The 16,227-nt window shown below is 70.4% G+C and carries 12 protein-coding genes, 1 tRNA gene and 1 pseudogene; 7 read left to right on the forward strand and 7 right to left on the reverse strand.

Features of this window, described 5'->3' with window-relative positions:
* The 3 genes and pseudogenes from FXF51_RS12575 to FXF51_RS12585 all read right to left on the reverse strand — a co-directional run.
* Positions 1-790 (reverse strand): annotated as a pseudogene (locus FXF51_RS12575) (hypothetical protein); the annotation flags it as partial.
* A gap of 90 nt (positions 791-880) precedes the next feature.
* On the reverse strand, positions 881-3,295 hold the full coding sequence (locus FXF51_RS12580) for a hypothetical protein (RefSeq protein ID WP_148434499.1): 2,415 nt from the start codon (positions 3,293-3,295) through the stop codon (positions 881-883).
* A gap of 32 nt (positions 3,296-3,327) precedes the next feature.
* Complete coding sequence (locus FXF51_RS12585) at positions 3,328-3,906, reverse strand: GNAT family N-acetyltransferase (RefSeq protein ID WP_148434500.1); 579 nt, start codon at positions 3,904-3,906, stop codon at positions 3,328-3,330.
* A gap of 107 nt (positions 3,907-4,013) precedes the next feature.
* Here FXF51_RS12585 and FXF51_RS12590 point away from each other — a divergent pair, with 107 nt between their 5' ends.
* The 3 genes from FXF51_RS12590 to FXF51_RS12600 are packed head-to-tail and all read left to right on the forward strand — an operon-like array spanning position 4,014 to position 7,419.
* Positions 4,014-5,216, forward strand: coding sequence for an acyl-CoA dehydrogenase family protein (locus FXF51_RS12590; protein ID WP_148434501.1), 1,203 nt, complete (start codon positions 4,014-4,016; stop codon positions 5,214-5,216).
* Positions 5,213-6,376, forward strand: coding sequence for an acyl-CoA dehydrogenase family protein (locus FXF51_RS12595; protein WP_148434502.1), 1,164 nt, complete (start codon positions 5,213-5,215; stop codon positions 6,374-6,376). The genes FXF51_RS12590 and FXF51_RS12595 overlap by 4 nt, the downstream gene beginning before the upstream one ends.
* On the forward strand, positions 6,373-7,419 hold the full coding sequence (locus FXF51_RS12600) for an acyl-CoA dehydrogenase family protein (RefSeq protein WP_148434503.1): 1,047 nt from the start codon (positions 6,373-6,375) through the stop codon (positions 7,417-7,419). The genes FXF51_RS12595 and FXF51_RS12600 overlap by 4 nt, the downstream gene beginning before the upstream one ends.
* Here FXF51_RS12600 and FXF51_RS12605 read toward each other — a convergent pair.
* The gene (locus tag FXF51_RS12605) at positions 7,390-7,998 is read right to left on the reverse strand and encodes a TetR/AcrR family transcriptional regulator (protein ID WP_262379477.1); all 609 of its coding nucleotides are present in this window, start codon (positions 7,996-7,998) and stop codon (positions 7,390-7,392) included. The genes FXF51_RS12600 and FXF51_RS12605 overlap by 30 nt on opposite strands.
* Positions 7,999-8,171: 173 nt before the next feature.
* On the opposite strand from FXF51_RS12605, the gene FXF51_RS12610 reads away from it, so the two are divergent.
* The gene (locus FXF51_RS12610; protein WP_148434505.1) at positions 8,172-8,939 is read left to right on the forward strand and encodes a nuclease-related domain-containing protein; all 768 of its coding nucleotides are present in this window, start codon (positions 8,172-8,174) and stop codon (positions 8,937-8,939) included.
* A gap of 4 nt (positions 8,940-8,943) precedes the next feature.
* Here FXF51_RS12610 and FXF51_RS12615 read toward each other — a convergent pair whose 3' ends face one another.
* Both FXF51_RS12615 and FXF51_RS12620 read right to left on the reverse strand, forming a co-directional pair.
* The gene (locus FXF51_RS12615; protein WP_148434506.1) at positions 8,944-10,359 is read right to left on the reverse strand and encodes a vWA domain-containing protein; all 1,416 of its coding nucleotides are present in this window, start codon (positions 10,357-10,359) and stop codon (positions 8,944-8,946) included.
* Positions 10,352-11,191 (reverse strand): AAA family ATPase, encoded by an 840-nt coding sequence (locus tag FXF51_RS12620; protein ID WP_148434507.1) that lies wholly within the window; start codon positions 11,189-11,191, stop codon positions 10,352-10,354. Before FXF51_RS12620 ends, FXF51_RS12615 begins: the two co-directional genes overlap by 8 nt.
* Positions 11,192-11,325: 134 nt before the next feature.
* Between FXF51_RS12620 and FXF51_RS12625 the strand changes: the two genes are divergently transcribed.
* The 3 genes from FXF51_RS12625 (at position 11,326) to FXF51_RS12635 (ending at position 13,711) form a co-directional block, all read left to right on the forward strand.
* Positions 11,326-11,402, forward strand: a tRNA-Lys gene (locus FXF51_RS12625).
* A gap of 188 nt (positions 11,403-11,590) precedes the next feature.
* On the forward strand, positions 11,591-11,899 hold the full coding sequence (locus tag FXF51_RS12630; protein WP_187414334.1) for a WYL domain-containing protein: 309 nt from the start codon (positions 11,591-11,593) through the stop codon (positions 11,897-11,899).
* 87 nt (positions 11,900-11,986) lie between these two features.
* Positions 11,987-13,711, forward strand: a complete 1,725-nt coding sequence (locus FXF51_RS12635) for a TOPRIM nucleotidyl transferase/hydrolase domain-containing protein (RefSeq protein ID WP_148434509.1) — start codon at positions 11,987-11,989, stop codon at positions 13,709-13,711.
* A gap of 46 nt (positions 13,712-13,757) precedes the next feature.
* Here FXF51_RS12635 and FXF51_RS12640 read toward each other — a convergent pair whose 3' ends face one another.
* Positions 13,758-16,103 carry a right-handed parallel beta-helix repeat-containing protein gene (locus FXF51_RS12640; protein ID WP_148434510.1) on the reverse strand — a complete coding sequence of 782 codons (2,346 nt, stop codon included), beginning with the start codon at positions 16,101-16,103 and terminating at the stop codon, positions 13,758-13,760.
* Positions 16,104-16,227 lie beyond the last annotated feature (124 nt).

A 16,227-nucleotide genomic window follows, 5' to 3' on the forward strand; every position in this document is an offset into this window, starting at 1 on the left:
GGGGGGGGGGGGGGGCGGGGGGGGGGGGGGGCGCCGGCCGCGCGCGCCCCCCCCCCCCGGCGCCCCGCCCCCCCGCGGCCCGCCGCGGGCGCGGGGCCCCCCGCCCCTCCTGCACCCAGATGCTGCCCAGCGGCCTGCTGCCGGCGTGCACGCCGACGACCAGCCTGCGGCGCACGCCCAGGTCGGGCCGCTCGGCGATGTCGACGATCTCCTCGCCGGCCCACAACCGCTGGTAGACGCCCCACTCGCGCAGGTGGGCCAGGTAGGCCTCCGGGCAGTTGCGGCCCAGGATCGACTGGCGGCGCAGCTCGTCCACCTCGTCGTCGGACTCCGAGTAGGCAAGCACGCGGTGCGCGGTGTCCTCGATCGTCACCGCGCCGCCGGTCAGCGTGGCGACGGTCTGCGCCAGTGAGAACAGGTCCTGATGGCTGTCGCCGTCGGAGCCCGAGCCCTCGATGACGGCGCGGGCGAGCGTCTCCACCTGGTCCCAGCGCGCGTCCGTGGCGACCCCGAGCACCGCGATCCCGGCCTGCCGCATCGCCTCGACCGGGGCGCCCTTCACCGCCACCGCCGCCGCGCCGCACCGGGCCGCGGCCTCGATCACCGGCACGGCCGCCTCGCCGCGCGCGCCCGCCACCAGCACCAGGTCGCCCGGCCCGACCGGGTCGCCCGGCTCGGCTATGACGACGGCACGCAGCTCGACGTCCAGGCCGCCGGGGGCGGTGACGAGCCCGGTCACCGGGCCGCTGAGCGCGGTCATGACCGCGCGCAGGGTCGCGCCTGTCTTCATGGACACCTCTCCGGGAACCAGGTTCGCATACGAGCAAGTACACAACCTAGTGAGCGTGGCGTCACGGTGCCGTCTCGTCCCAGCCGCGCTTCAGCACGTCGGCCGGTAAGGCACCTCGGGCAGGTGCCGCCCCCACTCCTCGGCCGTCAGCGGCCCGTAGCGCTCGCACACCCACGCCTCGGGCCGCGCCGGAGCGGCCGGCGCCGCCAGGTCGATGGTCAGGACGGTGCCGCGCCCCGCCAGCACCCGCAGCCACCGCCCGTCCGCCGAGATCGCCGCCTGCGCCTGCCGATCGACGGACGCGGGCACCCGCCGGTCGGCGATCCGCGTGCCGTGGTCGAGCCGCCACACCCGCACGCGATCGCTGTCGGTGCTGACCAGCAGCCGCCCGTCCCAGCTGAAGCGCAGATGGCCGGGGGAGGGCCGGTAGCGGCTGTTGTGGGTGGGCACGCCGTCCAGCCCGTAGATCTGGATGCCGGTCTCCTCGGCGATGGCCACCCGCACGCCGTCGGGGGCGAACGTCGTGTACTCCCACGGCATCCTGTCCAGCCACGGCGCCGGCGACGCCTTGCCGGACCGCCTGATCTGCGAGCGCCTGCCGTCGAAGACCAGCGCCAGCCGGTCGCCCGGGCCGATCACCGCGTACTCGCCGACGTAGGCGGCCCGGCGCGCCCGCAGGTCCCATGCCCACCGCTCGCCCGACTGCCTGGCCGCCGCGAACAGCAGCCCGCCTCCCGGGCTGAACCACGCCGACTGCTCGCCGGGCGTGCCCAGGCCCCGGCCGAAGGGGCGGCCCAGCTCGCCGGTACGCGGGTCGTACAGGTACGAGCGGTCCACGCCCACCAGCGCCAGCGTCGCGCCGTCCGGTGACCAGGCCATCGCCCGCACGCTCTGCGCGGGCCCTCCCGTGGTGGTCACCAGCCGGCCGGAGGCCACGTCGTACAGCCGCAGTGTGCTCTCGTCCAGGGCGGCGAGCGTGGCGCCGTCGGCGGTGATGGCGTGCAGCGTGCGCGGCCCCGCGTGCGGGTCGGCGAACACCTCCACCGCCGGATCGGGCGCCGTCAGCGCCCGCCTGCTCTCGGGGATCGGCGCCAGCAGCCAGGCCGCCAGGCCCAGCTTGCGCGCGGTCACCGGGTCGGCCACCCGCACCGCCTCGGCCCGCGAGGCCGCCACCCTGGCCATCGTCTCGTCCAGCCGCCCGTCCGCCACGCCGCGCTGCCAGAGCGCGAGCAGCACGGCCACCATGGCCACCGACAGCAGGCCCGCCGTGGCCGTGCGACGCCTGCGGGCGTGCCGCCGCGTCCGCCGCCGGGTCAGGGCGAGGCCCGCGTCCAGGAACGTCTGCTCGCCCGCGCTCAACGTCACCCGCCGTCGCCCGCCGGCCGCCCACGCCAGCGCCCTGTCCAGCGGCTCACCCTGGAACAGCAGCGACTCGCCGCGCCCGCCCGCCTCCCACCGCCGCGCCGCCTCCGCCAGCTCCCTGTGCACGGCCAGCCCTGCGCGCTCGCCGTCCAGCCACTCCCGCAGCCGGGGCCAGGCCCGTAACAGCGCGGCGTGCGCGATCGCCGGCGGCTCCTCGATCAGCCCGGCCTTCCCGTACGCGGCCAGCACCCCTTCGATCGCCGTCACCTCGTCGGGTTCACGCCCGGCGACCAGCTCGTCCCTGCCGACGCCGGCGACCGTGTCGGCGCCCTCGGAGTCGACGCCCACCAGCCGCAGGAACACGTCCGGCACCAGGTCCTGCTCGGCCGGGCTGAGCGTGGCGTGCACGGCCTCCGCGCGGACGCCGAGCGGCGGGTCGTCCACGGGGTCGGGAGGGAGCAGGCGGCCCTGCTGCGACGGGGGCGCGTCGAGGAGGGACATCAGGAGCTGGCGGGCGCTCGGGCGGCGCTCCGGGTCGCGGCGCAGCGCGGCGGCCACGAGGTCGCGTAACAGACGGTCGAACCGCTCACCGCCGTCCCACCGCCCGCCGTCCCCTGGCTCGCCGGGCGGCCCGTAGGCGGCGAAGACCAGCAGCCGCCCCCAGGCGTGCACGTCCGCGGGCGGCCCGCCACCGTCACCCGACAGCCCCAGCCCGACCAGCCGGGGCCCCTCGCCGCCCAGAACGATCTTGTCCGGCGTCAGCGCCCCGTGCGTGGCGCCCGCCTCGTGCACCGCCGCCAGCGCGGTGGCCGTGGCGGCGGCCAGCCGGTAGAGGTCGTCTCCCGAGTACGGCCCGCGCAGCCGCACCACCTGCCGCAGCGTCGGCCCCTCGATGTACTCGCTGACCAGGTAGGGCGGCTCCCCGTCCAGGCACACCGCGGTGACCCGGGCCACCGACAATGACCGGACCCGGGCGGCGGCCTCGGCGGAGGCGGCCAGCCTGGCCCGCGCGTCGGCGTCAGGCAGGCACGGCATGCCCAGCGCGTGGCGGGCTCCCGACTCGTCGTACGCCTCGCGCACGACGACCTGCCCGCCCCGGTCGAGCCGGGCGCCGAGCCAGTAGCCCCCCAGCCGGTCGGTCATGCGGGATGAGACGCCGCCCTTCTAAGAAAGGTTCACGAAGCGCGCAGCCGTTCGCGGTGCTGCGGCCATTCCTCTTCGAGGATGCCGAACAGGACGGTGTCGCGCCAGGTGCCGTCCGAGCGCTTGCGGTGCCGGCGCAGTGTGCCCTCGTGCACCCCGCCGATGCGCTTGATCGCGTTCTGCGAGCGGAGGTTGAGGTTGTCGGTCTTGAGCAGGACGCGGTTGTAGCCGAGGGAGAAGGCGTGGTCGATCAGCAGCAGCTTGCAGCTCGTGTTCACGGCGGTGCGCCAGACGGCCCTGCCGTACCAGGTCCAGCCGATCTCGATGCTGGCCTCGAAGCCGGGCACGTCGGCGTAGGTGGTCCAGCCGACGGCGCGCCCGCTCTCCTTGAGGATGACGGCGTGCGGCACGTGCACGTCGTCGTCGATCAGCTTCCTGGCGACCTTGCCCAGCTCCTCCTCGGTGCGCGGGGTGTCGATGGGCAGCCAGCGCCACAGCTCCTCGTCACCGCCGCCGGCGGCGAACAGGTCGGGAACGTGGTCCATGGTGAGCGGCTCGAGGCGGACGACGTCGTTCTCGAGCACGGCGGGCGCGGGCAGCTTCGCGGTCATGCCGCACACCCTACGAGACCACTTGTGCCACTTTTATGGCCACATGCCCCTTTTTGCGGGGAACCACCTGTCGACACGCATACCGGCCGGTCGGTAGGCTCACGCCCATGGACTTCGCCTTCGACCAAGTCACCGAGGACCTGCGCGAGCGCCTGCTCCGCTTCATGGACGATTGCGTCTATCCAGCAGAGCCCGCCTTCGAGGAACAGGCTCAGGCCAGCGGCTGGAGCCCGCCGCCCCTGCTGGACGACCTCAAGGACGAGGCCAGGAAGCGCGGCCTGTGGAACCTGTTCCTGCCCGGGGAGCACGGCGCGGGCCTGACGAACCTCCAGTACGCGCCGCTGGCCGAGATCATGGGCCGGAGTCCGTCCCTCGCCCCCGTCGCCACCAACTGCGCGGCGCCCGACACGGGCAACATGGAAGTGCTGTCCATGTTCGGCAGCGAGTGGCAGCGCAAGGAGTGGCTGCGACCTCTGCTCGACGGCGAGATCCGCTCAGCGTTCGCGATGACCGAGCCCGACGTGGCCTCCTCCGACGCCACCAACATCGCCACCTCCATCACCAGGGACGGCGACGAGTACGTCATCAACGGCCGCAAGTGGTTCATCTCCGGCGCCATGAACCCCAACTGCAAGATCTTCATCGTCATGGGGAAGACGAACCCGGACGCGCCCAAGCACCGGCAGCAGAGCATGATCCTCGTCCCCCGCGACACCCCTGGCCTGCACATCAAGCGCGGCATGCACGTCTTCGGCTACACCGACGCCGACCACGGGGGCCATGCCGAGATCGTCTTCGAGGACGTCCGCGTCCCGGCGGCCAACCTCATCGGCGAGGACGGCGGCGGCTTCGCCATCGCCCAGGCCAGGCTCGGCCCCGGCCGCATCCACCACTGCATGCGCCTGATCGGCATGGCCGAGCGCGCGGTCGAGATGATGTGCAAGCGGGCCCTGGCCAGAACGACGTTCGGCAAGCCCGTCGCGCAGCAGGGCGTCGTGCAGGACTGGATCGCCGAATCCAGGATCAAGATCGAGCAGGCCCGCCTGCTCGTACTCAAGACGGCCTGGCTCATGGACACGGTGGGCAACCAGGGCGCCCACACCGAGATCCAGGCCATCAAGATCTCCACTCCCATCACCGTGGAGTGGATCCTCGACAAGGCCGTGCAGGTGCACGGCGCGGGCGGCGTCTCCCAGGACTTCCCCCTGGCCGGCCTCTGGGCCGGAGCCCGCTCCCTGCGCCTGGCCGACGGCCCTGACGAGGTGCACAAGCGGTCGCTGGCCTATCGCGAGCTTAAGAGGTGGATGTGAACGAAGCTGAGATCAGGGAGCGCGTGGCGGCGTTCCTCGGCGAGCACGACCCGAGCGGGGACCGGCTGGAGTTCCTGCGGGCCAGGTTCGACGCCGGGCTGGCGTGGGTGTGGTTCCCCGAGGGGCTCGGCGGGCTGGGGGCTTCCCGGGAGCTGCAGCAGGTCGTCGAGCGGGAGCTGGCCGACACGCCGCAGATCAACGGCGGGAAGCAGGGCATCGGCCTGGGCATGGCGGCGCCGACGATCCTGGCGTTCGGGACCGAGGAGCAGAAGCGCCGGTTCCTGAAGCCGCTGTGGACCGGGGAGGAGATCTGGTGCCAGCTCTTCAGTGAGCCCGGCGCCGGTTCCGACCTGGCCACGCTGGCGACGCGGGCGGTCAGGGACGGCGGCGAGTGGGTGGTGGACGGCCAGAAGGTGTGGACGTCCGGCGCGCACCACTCGCGCTGGGCCATCCTCGTCACCCGCACCGACCCGGACGTGCCCAAGCACCGCGGCATGACGTACTTCGTGTGCGACATGCAGGCGCCCGGCGTCGAGGTGCGCCCGCTGCGGCAGATCACCGGTGAGGCCGAGTTCAACGAGGTGTTCCTGACCGGCGTGCGGCTCTCGGACGACCTGCGGCTGGGTGAGGTCGGCGACGGCTGGCGGGTGGCGCAGACGACGCTGATGAACGAGCGCGTCGCCATCGGCGGGGCGCCCACGCGGCGCGGCGGCGGCGTCATGGCGACCGTGCTGTCGGCCTGGCGCGAGCAGCCCGAGCTGCGCACCCACGAACTGCACCAGCGGCTGTTGTCGCTCTGGGTGGAGGCCGAGGTGACCCGCCTGTCGGGGGCACGCCTGCGCGAGCAGCTCGCCGCCGGGCAGCCGGGGCCCGAGGGGTCGGGGATGAAGCTTTCGTTCGCCCGGCTCAACCAGGCGCTGACCGGCCTGGACGTCGAGCTGCGGCGCGACCTGGGCTACGACGACTGGACCTTCCGCCGTTCTGAGGACGTCGACTTCTACGGCCGCGGCCCCGGCTACCGTTACCTGCGGGCCAAGGGCAACTCCATCGAGGGCGGCACCTCCGAGATCCTGCGCAACATCATCTCCGAGCGGGTGCTCGGCCTGCCTTCTGAACCCCGTGTCGACAAGGACGTGCCCTGGAAGGACCTGCCGCGATGACCCTGCTGTATTCCGAGGTCGAGGAGGAGCTCAGGTCCTCCGTGCGCGGGCTGCTCGCCGACCGCTGCCCGCCCGCGGCGGTGCTCAAGCGCGTCGAGTCGGAGCCTTATGACCTGGATCTGTGGAAGACGCTGGCCGGCGAGATCGGCGTGGCCGGGCTGCTGATCCCCGAGGAGCTGGGCGGCGCGGGCGCGTCGGCCAGCGAGGCGGCCGTGGTGCTGGAGGAGCTGGGCCGGGCGGTGGCGCCGGTGCCGTTCCTGACCAGCTCGGTGCTGGCCACGCGGGCGCTGCTGCCGACCCGTGACGCGCTGCTCGGCGAGCTGGCCGAGGGGCGGCGGACGGCGGCGCTGGCCGTGTCGTTCGCAGCGTCGCCGTACGCGCCGGGCCGCGGCTCGTCGGTGAGCGTGGACGGCGACGGGCGGCTGTCGGGGACCGTCACCGGCGTGGCCGGGGCGGAGGTGGCCGACGTGCTGCTGGTGCCGGTGGACGGCGACCTGTACGCGGTCGAGGGCGCCTCGGTCGAGGTCGTGCCGTCGCTGGACCTGACCAGGCCGGTGGCCACGGTGACGTTCGCGAAGGCGCAGGGGCGGCGGGTCGGGGCGTGCGACCTGGCGGCGGTGCTCAGGTTCGGGGCGGGGCTGCTGGCCTCCGAGCAGCTCGGCGTGGCCGAGTGGTGCCTGGAGACGACGCTGGCCTACGTCAAGGAGCGCCACCAGTTCGCCCGGCCGATCGGCTCGTTCCAGTCGATCAAGCACCGGCTGGCCGATCTCTGGCTGGACGTGGTGCGGGCCAGGGCCGCCGCCAGGAACGCGGTGGCGGACGCGTCGTCCATCTCCGTGGCCGTGGCGCAGGCGTGGAACGCGGGGGTGGCCGTGCACGCGGCCGAGGAGGCCCTGCAGTTGCACGGCGGGATCGGGATGACCTGGGAGCACCCGGTGCATCTGTATCTCAAGCGGGCCAAGGCGACGGAGATCGCGCTGGGCTCGCCGGGCGATCACCGGGCGGCGCTGGCCTCACTCGTCGACGTGCCCGGGCCCTCCTGACAGCGGGGCGTCGAGGGAGGTCAGGAGCAGGTCGGCGAAGTGCTTGCCCACCTGGGCGCCGGTCAGCGGCCCGTCCGCGTGGAACCAGGAGCCCAGGTGGTGCACCGAGCCGAAGAAGAAGTCGACGACCAGCTCGGCCGGGACGCGGGTGCTGAAGACGCCGGCGCGCTGCCCCTCGGCGACGAGGCCGCGGAAGCGCTCGTGGTAGCGGCGGCGCTCGGCCCGCACGGTCTTCTGCGTCTCGGGCGCGAGCAGGTGGATCGACCTGAAGAAGATCTTCGAGTCGTCGAGGTTGGCGGCCGTCGTCTCCACGACGTCGGCCGCGGCCCTGTGCAGCCGCTGCCTGACGGTGCCGCTGCCGTCGGCGATCTGCGTCAGCCGGTCCATCTGCATGCGCAGCACGCGGGCGTAGATCTCGTGGAGCAGATCATCCTTGGAATCGAAATAGTGGTACATGGCGCCCTTGGTGACACCCGCCGCCACTACGATCTCCTGCACCGAGGTGCTCTCGAAGCCGCGCTCGGCGAAGAGCCTGGTCGCCTCGGCCAGCAGGCGCTGTCTGACCGGTTCGTCTTTCACATCGTCCCCCTTGGTCACCGCCTTAGCATACCGACTGGTCGGTTGATGGTCTTGCGGGTACTAATTCCGTCACCTTAGGCTCGCCTTGGTTGGGGAACGGGTATCTCTTGACCGGCGAGGGATCTTCGGCGTGGCAGATCCTGCACAACACCTACTCATTCGGGGAGTTTGCCGTGCCCGGTGGCTCTATCTACGTGCAGCCCAACGAGAAGTACACAGGATCTTCCCCACAGTGGTGGTACGAGAAGTTCTGGCGCGAGGACGCGGCGAACCGGCGTAAGTACCGCTACGTCAAGGCCGGAGTGGGATTCGTCATCGGCGTGGCGCTCGGCCTGAGGTTCGACCTCACGGCCGCCTCCGTCCTGACCGGCCTGCTGCTCGCGGGGATCGTCTACGGCGGAGACTGGTTGCTCGACTGGTACTCCTTCTACCGCACGGCCGTGTGGCGGGGCGCCCGGCGCGGCGAGGCCATCACCGGCCGCCTGCTGCGCCGCTCGCTGCGCCGCCACGGCTACCAGGTCCTGGACGGGCGGGCCATCCGCGGTCAGGCCTCCATCGACCATCTCGTGATCGGCCCCGGCGGCGTATGGATCGTCGACAACGAGTCCTGGGCGCCCGACATCGAGATCGCCTGCTACGTGGGCCGGCTGTTCTTCGGCGAGAAGTACGGCAGCAAGACCGCCAAGGCGCTGGTCGAGAAGGCCGAGGCGTTCGCCGAGCTGCTCACCCGCGAGACCGGCGTGCCGGTCACGATCAACCCCATGATCGCGGTCCACTGCGGCATCCTGCCCAGGAACGGCGTGGTGTCCGCCGAGGGCCTCACCCTGCTCAGGCCGCGCACGGCGGCCCGGGTGATGAAGGCCGCCGACACCGGCGTGCTGAACGACTCGCAGATCGAGCTGCTCGCCCGCACCGCCGCCCGCGAGCTGCAGCGGGTCTAGGAGGTCAGGCCAGCGTCTCGATGAACGCGGTGAGCTGCGAGACGTTGCGGCACTCGTGCATGGGCACGACCGTGCCGTACTCGCTCGCGACCGAGTCGCCCGTGTCCCACTGCTGTCTCGGCTCAGGGTTGAGCCAGTAGGCGGAGCGGGTCCTCGACGCCAGCGACTTCAGCACGTCCAGGGCGGGCGGCTGGTAGTTGGAGCGGGCGTCGCCCAGGATCAGCAGGGACGTCTTCGGGCCGAGCGCGTCGGCGTACCGCTCGGCGAAGCCCTCCAGGCTGTGCCCGTAGTTGGTACGGCCGAAGCGCACCATGTCCGCCTCGTTCACCAGCCGGGTCATGGCCTCGACCACGTCGGAGCCGGGCTGGAAGAACCGGGTGATCTCATCCACGGTGTCCACGAACCCGAACGCCCGCACCTTCGTGAACTGCTCGCGCAGCGCGTACGTCAGCAGCAGCGTGAAGTGCGCGAACGACGAGACCGAGTCGCTGGTGTCGCAGAGGATGACCAGCTCGGGCTTGTGCGGCCGGGGCGGCTTGAAGTGGGTCGTCAGCGGCACGCCGCCGCTCTGCAGCGAGGCCCGCACCGTCCTGCGGAAGTCGAGCCTGCCCCGCCTGCCCTTGCGATGCTTGATCGTCAGGCGCGCGGCCAGCCGCCTGGCCAGCGGGTACACCTCCCTGCGCAGCCTGGCCAGGTCGGCCTTGGTGATGCGCAGGAAGTCGATCTGGTCGAGCGGCGGGCGCACGGCCGAGCGGGCGATCCGCTCGATGCCCCCGTCCTCGGCGATGCGGCGGCGCACGTCGGTGGCCACGGCGTCCTCGAAGCGCTTGATCCCGGCGTTGACCTGCTGGCGCACCGTCTTCTCCGCCAGCCCGCCGCGCTCGCGGCCCTGCAACACGTTGCGCAGGATGGCGGCCATCAGCGTCTCGGGCGACAGGGCGCGCATGACGCTGTAGGAGAACCAGTTCTGCCGGCCGGGCCCCGTCGCCTCCTGCCTGCCGAAGCGCTCCACCATGGCCTCGGCGAACTCGCGCATCTCCTGGTCGGTCGTCGTGCCGGACAGCAGGGCGGCGAGGTGCTCACGCAGCTCCTTGACGCTCGCCGTCGCCAGGTCGGTGGCCCGTACGGCGGACAGGCCGGTCGTCGAGGCCGGGAACCACAGGTCGAACAGCACGTCGAAGCCCGGCCGGTAGGCCGGCTTCTTCACCAGCGTCGCCGCGTACGCCGCCCGCAGCGACTCGCGGTCGGCCAGCTCGATCACCCGCATCGCGTTCGCCGCGTCCAGCCCCTCGGCCACCGAGACCGGCACCCCGGCTGCCCGCAGCGCGTGCACGAACCCGACGTGCCGGTCGACGAGCGACGCCTTGCCGGGCGCGGGCGCCACCGGCTCGGTGGACCCCACGGCCGCCGGCTCAGGCATCGGGAAGCCCCAGCTCCTTGGCCGCCCGCTCGTGGTCGGAGGCGTGCTTGAGCACCACGCCCAGCGTCCCGGCCACGGTCGCCTCGTCCAGCTCGTCGCGCCCCAGCGCCAGCAGCGTGTTGGCCCAGTCGACGGTCTCGGCCACGGACGGCGCCTTCTTCAGCTCCAGCGCCCGCAGCGTCGCCACCGTCCTGGCGAGCTGCTCGGCCAGCTCGGCCCGGATGTCCGGCACCTGCGCCAGCACGATGTCCCGCTCGCGCTCCGGGGTGGGGTACTCGATGTGCAGGTACAGGCAGCGCCGCTTGAGCGCCTCCGACAGCTCGCGCGTCGCGTTGGAGGTCAGCACCACGTACGGCCTGCGCGTGGCCGCGATCGTGCCCAGCTCGGGGATCGTCACCTGGAAGTCGGACAGCAGCTCCAGCAGCAGCCCCTCCACCTCGACGTCGGCCTTGTCGGTCTCGTCGATGAGCAGCACGGTCGGCCTGTCGGACCTGATCGCCTTGAGCAGCGGCCGCTCCAGCAGGAACTCCTCGCTGAAGATGTCGTCGTCGGCGCTGGTGGCCTGGATCCGCAGGAGCTGCTTCTTGTAGTTCCACTCGTACAGGGCCCTGGCCTCGTCGAGCCCCTCGTAACACTGCAACCTGATCAGGTCGGCGCCGGTCGTCTGCGCGACGGCCTTGGCGAGCTGCGTCTTCCCGACTCCCGCCGGGCCCTCGACCAGCAGCGGCTTGCCCAGCGCCGCGGCCAGGAACACCGAGGTGGAGATGGCGTCGTCGGAGAGGTAGTCCACGGCGGCGAGCCGCTCCGTCACTTCGGCGGGCGAGTCGAACATGCATGATCCTGTCTGCCGGGGCTGTTGAGCCTGTAAGCCTGTTCGGCTGTGAGCCGAACTTTATTCTAGCCGGTGATGTGGCACCGATACCGATTCGACCCGGATGCGGATCACCGGTATATTCCTTCCTGCAAGCGCCGCTAGCTCAGTTGGTCAGAGCAGCTGACTCTTAATCAGCGGGTCCGGGGTTCGAGTCCCTGGCGGCGCACCAGGAGCAAGGCCCAAGCCAGACGGCTTGGGCCTTGCTGCTTTGGCCGCGCCCGAGGCTCGCGTGTCGAGGTTTTGTGTATTTTTCTAGAAATTGTCGACCTGCTGGGCGCAGTAATTTGGGTTTGACCGAAGTGATTGCCGTGTAGGACGATTTCTTGGTACTCGATTGCGGGGAACCAAGGGGCGTCTGTGAACGAGAGAGTCCTCATCGCCATCCGCTCGGCCGTGGGTGAACGACGGCACCTTGAATTTACCTACAAAGGCCTCCCGCGCACCGTGGCGCCCTGGGCGCTCGGAGTCACCTCCGCAGGTCAGTGGCGAATGCGAGCCCTGCAAGTAGGCGGGCTGTCCGCCTCGGGCGTGGCCGGAGACGGCCGCCCACGGCTCTTCGACGTCGGCTCCATGTCCGCGGTGGAGTTACTCGCGGAGCAATTCGAGATCCCGGCTGAATATCGCCGTGGCGATCGTGTGTTCGCACACGTCGACATCGAGCTGTGAATTCTGTTCCAGGCAGTTGATCGGATGGCGGGGAAAGCGGTGCAGATCGATTCGTTCAGTATTTCCGGATTCCGATCGTTGGCGGATGTGACCGACATCCCCCTGAGGTGCCCGACGCTCCTCACGGGGCGCGATGACAGCGGCAAGACGGCGGCCCTCACCGCCCTGGCCTTCTTCCTCAAGGCGTACGACCTCACCCCGGACGACGTCCGCAAGGACGCCACGGACGGCCAGGTCGCCGTCACGTGCTCGGTGCGGCTGTCCGAGACGGAGAGAAAGGAGCTCGGTCTCGACGAGCTCGTACGGCTGCGCCGGCGGGGCGCCTCGGCTTCGCGGGCGCTCTACGAGGTGGAGCGTGAGGTGCCCAGGGAGCAGGCGCTGCGCGGTCTCGACGACTCCCTGCCACTGGCCGTGCTCAAGGACCGTGCGCAGACGTTGAGCATCGAGGTCACGGGCGCCAAGAACGTCAAGCAGTCCTACCTCGCGCCGCTGCAGGCACGAGCGGCGGAGGCGGAGACGGTTCTCGACTGGGTGGTGGTCGACGACAACGGTCTGGAGCTCCCCGAGTACTTCCACCTGTCGGGGACGGAAGGCGGCGCTCTGCGTACCCAGCTCACCCAGGCGTTGAGGATCACCTACCGCCGGCTGCTCTCGGATCCGGAGTTCACGGAGCGGGTGAGAGACCTGGAGACGGAGATCTCCCTCAAGCTGGCAGCGGAGCTCGAGGACCTGTGCCAGCTCATCGAGGAGCGGTGCGACGGCTACCGGGGAGTGGTGATCCACCCGATCGTGGCCTACAAGGACGTGCTGTCCGATGTGCAGATCATGGCCGAGCGGGATGGCGAGCGGGTGAATTTCGACAGCGTCGGCACGGGTAGGCAGCGGCAGCTCAACCTGGCGGTGTGGGAGTGGTCCAACGGGCAGTTGTCCTCGACCATTCACGATGGGGTGCGCAGCGGCGTGATCATCACGTACGACGAGCCCGATACGCACCTCGACTACATCCGCCAGCGGGAGTTCATGGACCTGATCAAGGTGCAGTGCGCGGGGCCCGACGTCAGGATGGTCGTCGCCACGCACTCGGTCAACCTGATCGACCGCGTGCCCCTCGAGGACGTCGCGCACCTGCGGTTGCTGCCCAACGGGACGACAGCGGTCGACCGCCTGGCCGACGACTCCGACTCGGGAGCCGGCCGGTTCGTCAGCCGGCTCTCCGACGAGCTCGGGCTGCCCACCAGCGCGGTGCTCTTCGAACGTTGCTTCCTGCTGGTCGAGGGCGCGACCGAGAAGGCGGCCTTTCCCCGGCTCTTCCAGCTCTCGACGGGGCGGCGGTTGCAGGAGTCGGGGATCGTCCTGTTCGATTCGGGCGGGAACAGCAACGTGCTGACCTTCGTCCGCTACCTCAGGGACCTCGGGCGGGACGTGCACGTCCTGGTCGACAGGGACAGCAAGCGCGATCAGCCCAAGATCTTCGACCGGCACAACCTCCTCAACAAGGGGGTCGCCGCCGACCGGATCGACTACGTGGGCGACCCCAACGAGTTGGAGGAGCTGTTCACCGACGAGCAGTGGGCCGCCACCGCCAATGACGCGTGGCCACGTACCGACGGCGCGCTCTGGACGGCCCAGGACATCGCGCGGCTCAGAACGGGCGGCAAGTTCAGCACCGCCCTGTGCGCGTTGCTGCACGACGGCTCTGGGATGAGAGTGCAGAAGCCCACCCTCTTCTCGCATCTCGTTCAGCGGCTGTCCAGCCGTGAGGAAGTGCCCGAAGCGCTGGTGCAGATCTTTCAGCGGCTCGCGGCCTGCTGAGCCGTGGCCTGTCAGGGTTCCCGAGCCCCGGGAACCCTGACGTGGGTCACCTGGGCCCGATGCCTTCCAGGGTGAAGCTCCTGTTCCACTCCCGCACCCACGTGCGGCCGAAGCCTTCCACGCTCTTGAGCGGCGTGGCGCGCTCGTCGAATTTACCGGTCGCCGGGTCGAAGGCCAGCTCGGCGGCCGTGGCCTTCTTCACGTTGTAGGAGTCGAAGTCCGGGTTGAAGGTCTTGTTGCTGAGCCCGCCCGCGTCATCCGTGTAGGCGAAGTCGCCCGTCGCGATGCTCACCGACCGCGTCAGCACGTTGCCCGCCGGGACGTAGACGGAGTCCGGGTCGCTCCACACGTACTCGTCGGTGCAGTCGGTGGTGCCGACCGCCGTGCACACCTGGCCCTGGGAGTCGACGGGGACGTACCAGTCGCGGATGTCCGGGTACTGCTTGCCGTACCGGCGGTACCACTTCTCGACGTTCTCGCGGGTGTTGGTGAAGCCGGTGCCGTCGCCGGCCTTGAGCATGTCGTTGAAGCGTTCGACGACGACCTTCGCGTTGGCCACCGGCAGGCGCTTGCCGCCCTCGTGGTAGAGCTTGTCGTGGCCGATGTACTTGACGTCCTTGAACACGTTGTCCGCCGCCACGTTGGCGTGACCGGACTGGTAGAACAGGCCGTGCTGGACGTTGTCGAAGAGGTTGTGGTGGACGACCATGCCCGACATGCCGTCGTCCATGTAGATGGCCTGGTTGCCGTCCGCGCCGATGTCCTTGAACAGGTTGTACGCCACCACGTTGTTCAGGTACGTGTAGTCCCGGCCCGAGTAGATGACGCCCTGGTCGGAGGCGTGCGTCACGAGGCGTTCGAACCTGTTGTGGCTGATCTCCATGTCGTTGCCCATGATCTGGATCGCCATGTGCGGCGCGTCATGGACGTGGTTGCGGCGGAAGGTGTTGCCGACGCCGTACATGTAGCCGGCCGGCGTGTAGGTGGCCAGCTTCGAGAAGTCGTAGATCTCGTTGTGCTCGACCACGTGGTTCCCGCGTTCGAGCGAGTCGCGGTCGCCGCCGGCCGTGAAGACGCCGCCGCCGCCCAGGTCGTGCAGCCTGCTGTCGACCACGCGGTTGCGGTGGCCGCCGCGGCTGGTGCGGTACTCGGCGATGGCCGTGATCGCGTCGCTGGCCTCGCCGATCGCGACCGCGTCCATGCTGACGTTGAGGATCTCCAGGCCGTCCACGGTGCACGACTCGGCGTCCAGCAGGCGGACGCCGGTGCCGGTGGTGCCGTTCAGCTTCAGGCCCTTGAGGGTGACGTTCCGTACGTTCTCCAGCTCGAAGAACGGGGCGTCGAAGGAGGTGAGGCTGATCTCCTTGCCTTCGACGGTGCCGCCGGGCGGGTAGTAGTAGAGGGTGTCGTGGCTCTGGTGGCGGTCGATGTAGTACTCGCCCTCGGCGTCGAGTTCGCTGAGGACGTTCTGGGCCACGAACGACGACCACTTGTCGGTGGCGACGTACATGGTGGGGTAGCCGGTGGTGATGTCGCCGCCGGCGGCCGAGGTGATGCGCAGGCGGTCGTTGGCGTAGTTGTTGCCGAAATATCCGGACAGCCAGCCGTCGGTCTCGTAGGCCGTGCTGTCGGTGCCGGCCCATTTCTCGTAGCGGGCGGCCAGCTCAGGGGCCTTGACCGTGTAGACGGGGCCGGGAAGCTTCAGCATGTCCTCGTACGGCAGGGTCGTGCCGTCGGCGGTCTTGTCCGAGAAGTAGTCGCGCGCGCCCTTGGGGGCTTGCTTGACGGTGAGGTCGTCGCGGTCGAGCTTGGTGTCACCGTTGGGGTACTGCGCGAGTGTCTGCGTGGCGTCGTCGGTGATCAGCGCGGGGGCGTAGGGCTGCGGCTTCCAGTTGAAGCCGTTCTTGTTGAGCGTGCCGGCGGGGATGCCCTCCGCGCCTAAGTCGTACACCCAGACGTTCGGGGCGGCGGCGGCCGGGACGCGGGTCTTCGACGACCATTTGGCCTCGTCCGCCGGGACGTCGGCGAGCCTGCGGAACTTGTCCGGCGCGAGGGTGGTGACCCCGGCCAGCTCGACCTGCTCGCCGGGGTAGGCGGCGTAGGTGACGTACGACTGGGCCTCGCCGGTCACCTCGATCGTCTTGGACGTCTGGTACACGCCCTCGCGGATGTGGACGGTGCCGGGGTTGCGCGGGCCGGTCTTGCCCGCCAGGGCGTCACGGGCGCGTTCAATCGTGGCGAACGGGTCTTTCGCGGTGCCTGTCGCGTCGTCGTGGCCGTTCTTGGCGACGTACACGACGTTCTTGGCGGGTGGGGTTGCGGTGGCAGGGGGCGTGCTGACGGCGGCTGTCATGACCGCTGCCAGCAGGGGGATCATCGCTCTGCTCGGCATGCTCGGTGCCTCAATCGGTAAAATACTACTGAAGTGACTTCTTGGTGAACCGTAATGCCGGGGGCGTCAGAGTTCAATGGTTTGAACGGGCTCGCTCTGTCGGTGGGGGCTGCTATTCATGGCT

Origin of the sequence: Nonomuraea sp. PA05 (genome assembly GCF_008086045.1) — a bacterium.
Lineage (GTDB): Bacteria > Actinomycetota > Actinomycetes > Streptosporangiales > Streptosporangiaceae > Nonomuraea > Nonomuraea monospora.

Coding starts and splice junctions, on each gene's coding strand:
- FXF51_RS12580 (WP_148434499.1), bottom strand. CDS start 3,295: ATGACCGACCGGCTGGGGGGCTACTGGCTCGGCGCCCGGCTCGACCGG.
- FXF51_RS12585 (WP_148434500.1), bottom strand. CDS start 3,906: ATGACCGCGAAGCTGCCCGCGCCCGCCGTGCTCGAGAACGACGTCGTC.
- FXF51_RS12590 (WP_148434501.1), top strand. CDS start 4,014: ATGGACTTCGCCTTCGACCAAGTCACCGAGGACCTGCGCGAGCGCCTG.
- FXF51_RS12600 (WP_148434503.1), top strand. CDS start 6,373: ATGACCCTGCTGTATTCCGAGGTCGAGGAGGAGCTCAGGTCCTCCGTG.
- FXF51_RS12615 (WP_148434506.1), bottom strand. CDS start 10,359: ATGCCTGAGCCGGCGGCCGTGGGGTCCACCGAGCCGGTGGCGCCCGCG.
- FXF51_RS12620 (WP_148434507.1), bottom strand. CDS start 11,191: ATGTTCGACTCGCCCGCCGAAGTGACGGAGCGGCTCGCCGCCGTGGAC.
- FXF51_RS12640 (WP_148434510.1), bottom strand. CDS start 16,103: ATGCCGAGCAGAGCGATGATCCCCCTGCTGGCAGCGGTCATGACAGCC.